Below are 5649 nucleotides of genomic sequence, written 5' to 3' on the forward strand. Positions count from 1 at the left end.
CGGCCGCGGCGGGATCCGCCTCCCGCCGCACCGCACCCGCGGGCAGCCCGCCGGGGCCGAGGGCGGCGACGTCCACGCCACCGTCCTCGGCGCCCGCGAGCACCCACCGATCGGCCATGCTGCGAGTCTGCCAGGGGGGTCTGACAACGCCCCTGACCAGCGAGCCTCGGCCTCGCGCGCAGTGGGTTCAGCCCGAGGGCAGGTTCAGCGGGAGTCGGCAGGGAGTATCGGCCCCTCGCCTGCTCCATTCAGCTCAAGCTCGCGCTCAGCCGGAGACGGCAGGCTCCCGCCCGTTCGGTCCCGCCCAAGCCCACACTCAGCGAGGGTCGGCCAGGCCCCGCCCCACCTGGCCGAACTCAGCTCTCTGCCTGCTCATCTCCCGCCGGCCGGAGCTGGATCTGCGACAGCACCTCGGTGACCCACTCCTCCGTCCTCGCCTTCGTGATGCCGAGGCCGCTGAGGACGCCCTCGCCGTTCTCGTGCTCCAGCAGGGCGAGCAGGATGTGCTCGGTGCCGATGTAGTTGTGGCCGAGGCGGAGCGCCTCGCGGAAGGTGAGTTCGAGGACCTTCTTGGCCGCCGGGCCGTACGGCACCAGCTCGGGGGCGTCCTCCGCGCCCGGCGGCAGCGCGGCGGTCGCCGCATCGCGGACCGCGTCGAGGGTGACGCCCTGGTCGGTGATCGCCTTGCCGGCGAGGCCGTCCGGCTCGGCGAGCAGTCCGAGCACGAGGTGTTCGGGCAGCCCCTCGGCGTGACGGGCGGCCTTCGCCTCGTTGTGCGCGGCCATCACCACGTTGCGGGCGCGCGGTGTGTAGCGGTTGAAGCCCTCGTTCGGGTCGAGCGCGGCGGACTCCTTGGGCACGAAGCGCTTCTGCGCCGCCTGCCGGGTGACCCCCATGCTCTTGCCGATGTCGGTCCAGGAGGCGCCTGAGCGCCGGGCCTGGTCCACGAAGTGGCCGATGAGGTGGTCGGCGACGTCGCCGAGGTGTTCCCCGGCGAGCACAGCGTCCTGGAGCTGTTCGAGCGGCTCCTCGTGGACCTTCTTGATGGCCGCGATGAGGTCGTCGAGACGCACGGATGACGTGATGTCGGGGTTCGTCGTCATGTGTCAACCGTAAGTTGACACCCCGCTGGTGTCAACCGTCCGTTGACACCTCCGGGTGAAACCCGCGCATGACACGATCGGCCCGTGAGTACGTCCAGCACCGTCGACCGCGCCTTCCGCGCCGCCCTCTACGACACCGGCGACACCGGCCTCGACACCGGCGCCTCCCTGCTCGCCGCCGACCCGGCGTCGGACGCCGAACTCGCCCGGCGCGGCGAGGAGTTCGTGGCGACGGCCTGGCGGCGCGGCTGGCAGCCCGCCGATGTCGTACGGATCGTGCGGCGGGAGCTGGACGACGTGCACGTACGGCTCGTCGCCGCGCTGATCCGCGACCAGGCACCGCACGACCGCCCGCGCGGCCCGCGCTGGCAGGCTCAGCTCGACGCCCTTCCTGCCACGGACGCGCCGCGCACCGACCGTTTTTCGCACGCCACCGCAGTACTGGAGCTGTACCGTCTGCTGCTCGGCCTGCCCGTGCTCGAGTCCCTCGACGAGACGGCCGCCACCCCGGGCGGACCGGACCGGCACCGGGAGTCGCACCCCGAGTCGCGCATGCTCACCCGCATCCGGGCGCTGCTGGCCAAGGCGGAGGCGACGGGCTTCCCGGAGGAGGCGGAGGCGCTCAGCGCCAAGGCGCAGGAGCTGATGGCGCGGCACAGTGTCGACGAGGCGCTGCTCGCCGCGCGCACGCCCTCGGCGCAGACGCCCACCGCGTGCCGGATCGGGGTCGAACCGCCGTACGAGCAGGCCAAGGCGGTGCTCCTGGACGCGGTCGCCACCGCCAACCACTGCCGCGCGGTGTGGAACGAACCCCTCGGCTTTTCCACGGTCGTCGGTTTCGCCCCCGACCTGGAGGTGGTCGAACTCCTCTACACCTCCCTGCTCGTGCAGGCCACCACCGCGATGACCACGGCGGAGGCCGCTCAGCGCGCGGGCGGACGGAAGCGGACCAAGACGTTCCGGCAGTCCTTCCTCGCGGCCTACGCCCACCGCGTGGGGACGCGGCTCGCGGCGGTCGCCGAGACCCAGGTGACCGACGACCTGCTCCCGGTCCTCGCCTCCCGCGAGGTGGCCGTCACCGAGCGGCTGGACCGCCTGTTCCCGCAGACCACGACGACCCGGCTGCGCGGGGTGAGCGACGCGGCGGGCTGGGAGGAGGGCGCCCGGGCGGCGGACGCGGCGCAGGTGAAACCCCGGCCGCACCTTCCCTGAGGGCCTCGCTCGGTCACCCGCCCTCTAGGCCCTGTCGTCAAATTCCCGCCTGCCTGGCGACGCCATGCACGCTCCCCCACTGCCTTAAGGGCGCGGGAGGTGCCCCCACTCGCCGCACCGGGCGCCGACCACATACAACCAGTACGCCGGTCGACGCCCGGCACGCCGAGAGCACGCTCCCCCACCCTCGAACCGCGCTTCGCACGGCTCGGGCGGGAGGTGCCCCCACGCCGCCGCCAGGCCCGCCCTTCGGGCGGACGACGGGAATTTGACGACAGGGCCTAGTGCGCTCAGTCCCCCGCCTTCTGATACGCGCTCACGGAGACCTCCAGACCGTCACCGTCACCGCCCGCGATCGGACCGTACGACCACCGGTACTCCCGCGTGCTGGGGTCTCCGCCCTCGCTGGGGAAGACGACGTGCAGCCTCTTCACATCGACGGCGCGCTCGCCCCGCACATAGGTGAGGGTGAACGACGCGGACTCGCCCTTGGCCAGGGTCAGCTTCTGCGCCTTCGCCCCCTCGGCCGGAGGCACCTCGTACCGCTCGGAGTCGCCGGCGCGGGTCAGGAACACCTCGGGGAAGCCGTCCAGCGTGCACTCGGCGCTCTGGTTGGTGAAGCTCACCGGCACGTCGCCGGTGTCCCCGGCGGCCGGGGCGACGCTGGCCGGGCCGACCTCCATGCTCACCTCGTCGATCGCGCAGGCCGCCTTCTGCCGCTGGGCGGACTTGCCGTCCTCACCCTTGCCGTCGTCGCAGGCGGTCAGCAGAAGGAGGGCGGACAGGGCGGTGACGGCGATCGGTACAGCGCGCATTTGGGTCCCCTGGGTGTGTGGAGGTGCACCCCGATCATCACGCACGGCACCCCGCGCCCGTACGTCGGCCCCGCCGCGACGGTGTCACTCGCTCGGCGATCCCAGTCCCGTCGTGGGCAGCCCCGAAGGCAGCTTGCCGCCCTCCGCCTTGATGTACGTCTCGGTGCCGAGACCACTCTCCCAGGTGACCTTCAGGGAGGACTCGCTCACCGACTCGACCGTGCCGGTCGCCCGGTCCTTGTCGCCGTTCGTGCAGGTCAAGCGGATGGTCGAGGTTCCGCCGTCCTCACGCGCGCTGCCGCTGCACACGGTGCCGCCGGTGGCGAAGAGCCCGGCCTGCTCGCCGGTGACGACCAGCGCCACGGCCTTGCCGCCGGTCGTGGCGAGCCAGCTGCCCTCCAGCTCGCCCGCGGGCTCATCGGGCGCGTCCGTGCCGCCGGTGCCGTCGGGCGCCGTCGCGGACGGAGTGGGGCTCGCCTTGGAGTCGCCGGAGTCGCCGTCCCCGCTGCACGCGGTGAGCGCGAGCGCGCCGAGCAGGCCGACGGCCGCCGCCGCCACGCGGACGCGCGAGAAGGTCACCGAAGCCACCGAAGTCACTGCAAGCCCCCTAGCTGTAGCCGGCCCCGTCGGCCGGAAACGACCGCGGCCAGCTAACCGTACTCACCAGTCACCTCACCAGCCCCCGTGACACACCTCGCACCACAAGGGCACCGGCGCGCCCCCTGCCAGGAGGGCTTCCGTATCCCCGCGCCCCTACCAGGAGGCCTTCCGCACCCCCGGCAGATACCCGGCGTGCGCCTGCCCGCGCAGGTTGACGCGGGACAGGCCGAACGCCCGCACGTACCCGCGCGGGCGCCCGTCCACCTGGTCGCGGTTGCGCACGCGCGTGGCGCTCGCGTCACGCGGCTGCGCGCGCAGCTCCCGCTGGGCCGCAAGGCGCTCCGCCCGCGTCGACGACGGGCGCCGGATGATCTCCTTCAGCTCCGCCCGCCGGGCCGCGTACCGCGCGACGGTCTCCCGCCGCTGCTCGTTCTTCGCGATCTTGCTCTTCTTCGCCATCAGACCTTCCCTCCCCGGGCGCGGATCCGGGCGACGGCCGCCTCGACGCCGATCGCGTCGACCGTCCTGATCCCCTTCGCGCTCAGGCGCAGCCGCACGTACCGGCCCTCGCTCGGCAGCCAGTAGCGCTTGGACTGGATGTTGGGGTCGAACCGGCGCGGAGTGCGCCGGTGGGAGTGGGAGATCCGGTTGCCGAAGCCGGGCTGTGCGCCGGTCAGCATGCAGTGCGCGGACATGGTGACGTACCTCTCTCGCGGTCGCTCCGACCCTCTGATGTAAACGAGAATCGTTTTCAGTAAGCTACCAGCATGGCACGCAACGAACTGCGCCCGGTCATCAAGCTCCGCTCCACCGCGGGCACCGGCTTCACCTACGTCACCCGCAAGAACCGCCGCAACGACCCCGACCGCCTGACGCTGCGCAAGTACGACCCCGTCGCCGGCCGTCACGTCGAGTTCCGAGAGGAGCGCTGAACCACCGCCATGCGCAAGGGAATCCATCCGCCCTACGGCCCCGTCGTGTTCCGTGACCGCGCCGCCGGTTACGCCTTCCTCACCCGGTCCACCATGACCAGCGACAGGACGATCGACTGGGAGGACGGCCGCACCTACCCGGTCGTCGACGTCGAGATCTCGAACGTCAGCCACCCCTTCTACACCGGCACCGCGCGCGTCCTGGACACCGCGGGCCGCGTCGAGCGCTTCGAGCGCCGCTACGGCGAGCGGGGTGGCGCGTGACCCACCCCGAAGGCCACTCCGGAGCCCATCCCGAAGCCCACTCCGCGGCCCTCCCCGTCGCCCTCGTCGCCGGTCTGCACGCCGACGCGCGCGGGGCGGCGGTCGCCCGGCTGCTCGCCGACGTGCCGGGCAGCGTCGTACTCCACCACGACCTCGCTTCAGCCCCCGCGGGCACCGTCGTACGCACCGTCCGGGACGCCGGCGGCGTGCTCTCCACCGGTGAGGCGCCGCTGGTGAACGACTGCGCCTGCTGTGCCCTGCGGGAGGACCTCGTCCCCGAACTGGAACGGCTCGCGGACGCCGGTGACATCCCGCTCGCGATCGTCGAGCTGTGGGACTCCGTCGAGCCGAAGGCCATGGCCGAGGTGATCGCGGCCGGCGGCCTCACCGTCACCGGCGTGATCACCGCCGTGGATCCGGCGCTGCTGCTGCCGTACCTCGCGAACGGCGACGACCTCGCCGAGCGCGGGCTCGCCGCCGCGGCCACCGATCAGCGCACCGTCGCCGACACCTTCGCCCGCCAGCTGGAGTACGCGCCCGTGCTGGCCGTCGCCGATTCCCCGGAGGCGGACGACGAGGACCGCGAACTGCTGCGCCAGCTGCATCCGACGGCCCACCAGGTGCCCCTCGGCGTCCCCGGCGGCAGCCGGTCCCTGCTCGCCGCCGCCGCGCTCGCCGGGGTCGACCTGGAGGCCGCCGCCGCGGCCCAGCACCCGGCGTGCG

At 73.0% G+C, this 5649-nt stretch carries 9 protein-coding genes; 4 read left to right on the forward strand and 5 right to left on the reverse strand.

From position 1 onward, the window contains the following. Window positions 1-356: 356 nt before the first annotated feature. Window positions 357-1103 (reverse strand): Clp protease N-terminal domain-containing protein, encoded by a 747-nt coding sequence (locus N4P33_RS31755; RefSeq protein ID WP_260830407.1) that lies wholly within the window; start codon window positions 1101-1103, stop codon window positions 357-359. A gap of 84 nt (window positions 1104-1187) precedes the next feature. On the opposite strand from N4P33_RS31755, the gene N4P33_RS31760 reads away from it, so the two are divergent. Next, a complete protein-coding gene (locus N4P33_RS31760; protein WP_260830408.1) occupies window positions 1188-2315 on the forward strand; it encodes a DUF2786 domain-containing protein in 1128 nt (375 codons plus the stop codon). 290 nt (window positions 2316-2605) lie between these two features. Here the strand turns inward: N4P33_RS31760 and N4P33_RS31765 are convergent, their stop codons facing one another. The 4 genes from N4P33_RS31765 to rpmB form a co-directional block, all read right to left on the reverse strand. Next, on the reverse strand, window positions 2606-3130 hold the full coding sequence (locus tag N4P33_RS31765) for a DUF4232 domain-containing protein (protein WP_260830409.1): 525 nt from the start codon (window positions 3128-3130) through the stop codon (window positions 2606-2608). Between the two features lie 84 nt (window positions 3131-3214). Then, window positions 3215-3709: a hypothetical protein gene (locus N4P33_RS31770; protein WP_399030492.1), complete on the reverse strand. Its 495-nt coding sequence runs from the start codon at window positions 3707-3709 to the stop codon at window positions 3215-3217. A 174-nt stretch (window positions 3710-3883) separates the two neighbouring features. Further along, entirely contained in the window at window positions 3884-4189 is a 306-nt protein-coding gene (rpsN, locus tag N4P33_RS31775) for a 30S ribosomal protein S14 (RefSeq protein WP_260830411.1), read from the reverse strand. Then, window positions 4189-4425: a 50S ribosomal protein L28 gene (gene rpmB / locus N4P33_RS31780; protein WP_260830412.1), complete on the reverse strand. Its 237-nt coding sequence runs from the start codon at window positions 4423-4425 to the stop codon at window positions 4189-4191. Before rpmB ends, rpsN begins: the two co-directional genes overlap by 1 nt. 72 nt (window positions 4426-4497) lie before the next feature. On the opposite strand from rpmB, the gene rpmG reads away from it, so the two are divergent. From rpmG to N4P33_RS31795, 3 genes are all read left to right on the forward strand, one after another. Continuing rightward, on the forward strand, window positions 4498-4662 hold the full coding sequence (gene rpmG / locus N4P33_RS31785) for a 50S ribosomal protein L33 (RefSeq protein WP_260830413.1): 165 nt from the start codon (window positions 4498-4500) through the stop codon (window positions 4660-4662). Between the two features lie 9 nt (window positions 4663-4671). Further along, window positions 4672-4926 carry a type B 50S ribosomal protein L31 gene (locus N4P33_RS31790; RefSeq protein WP_260830414.1) on the forward strand — a complete coding sequence of 85 codons (255 nt, stop codon included), beginning with the start codon at window positions 4672-4674 and terminating at the stop codon, window positions 4924-4926. Next, window positions 4923-5649 (forward strand): GTP-binding protein (locus N4P33_RS31795; protein ID WP_313904621.1); only part of this gene is annotated, 727 nt, incomplete at its 3' end. The genes N4P33_RS31790 and N4P33_RS31795, both read left to right, overlap by 4 nt.

The sequence above is a fragment of the Streptomyces sp. 15-116A genome, assembly GCF_025290915.1.
GTDB lineage: Bacteria > Actinomycetota > Actinomycetes > Streptomycetales > Streptomycetaceae > Streptomyces.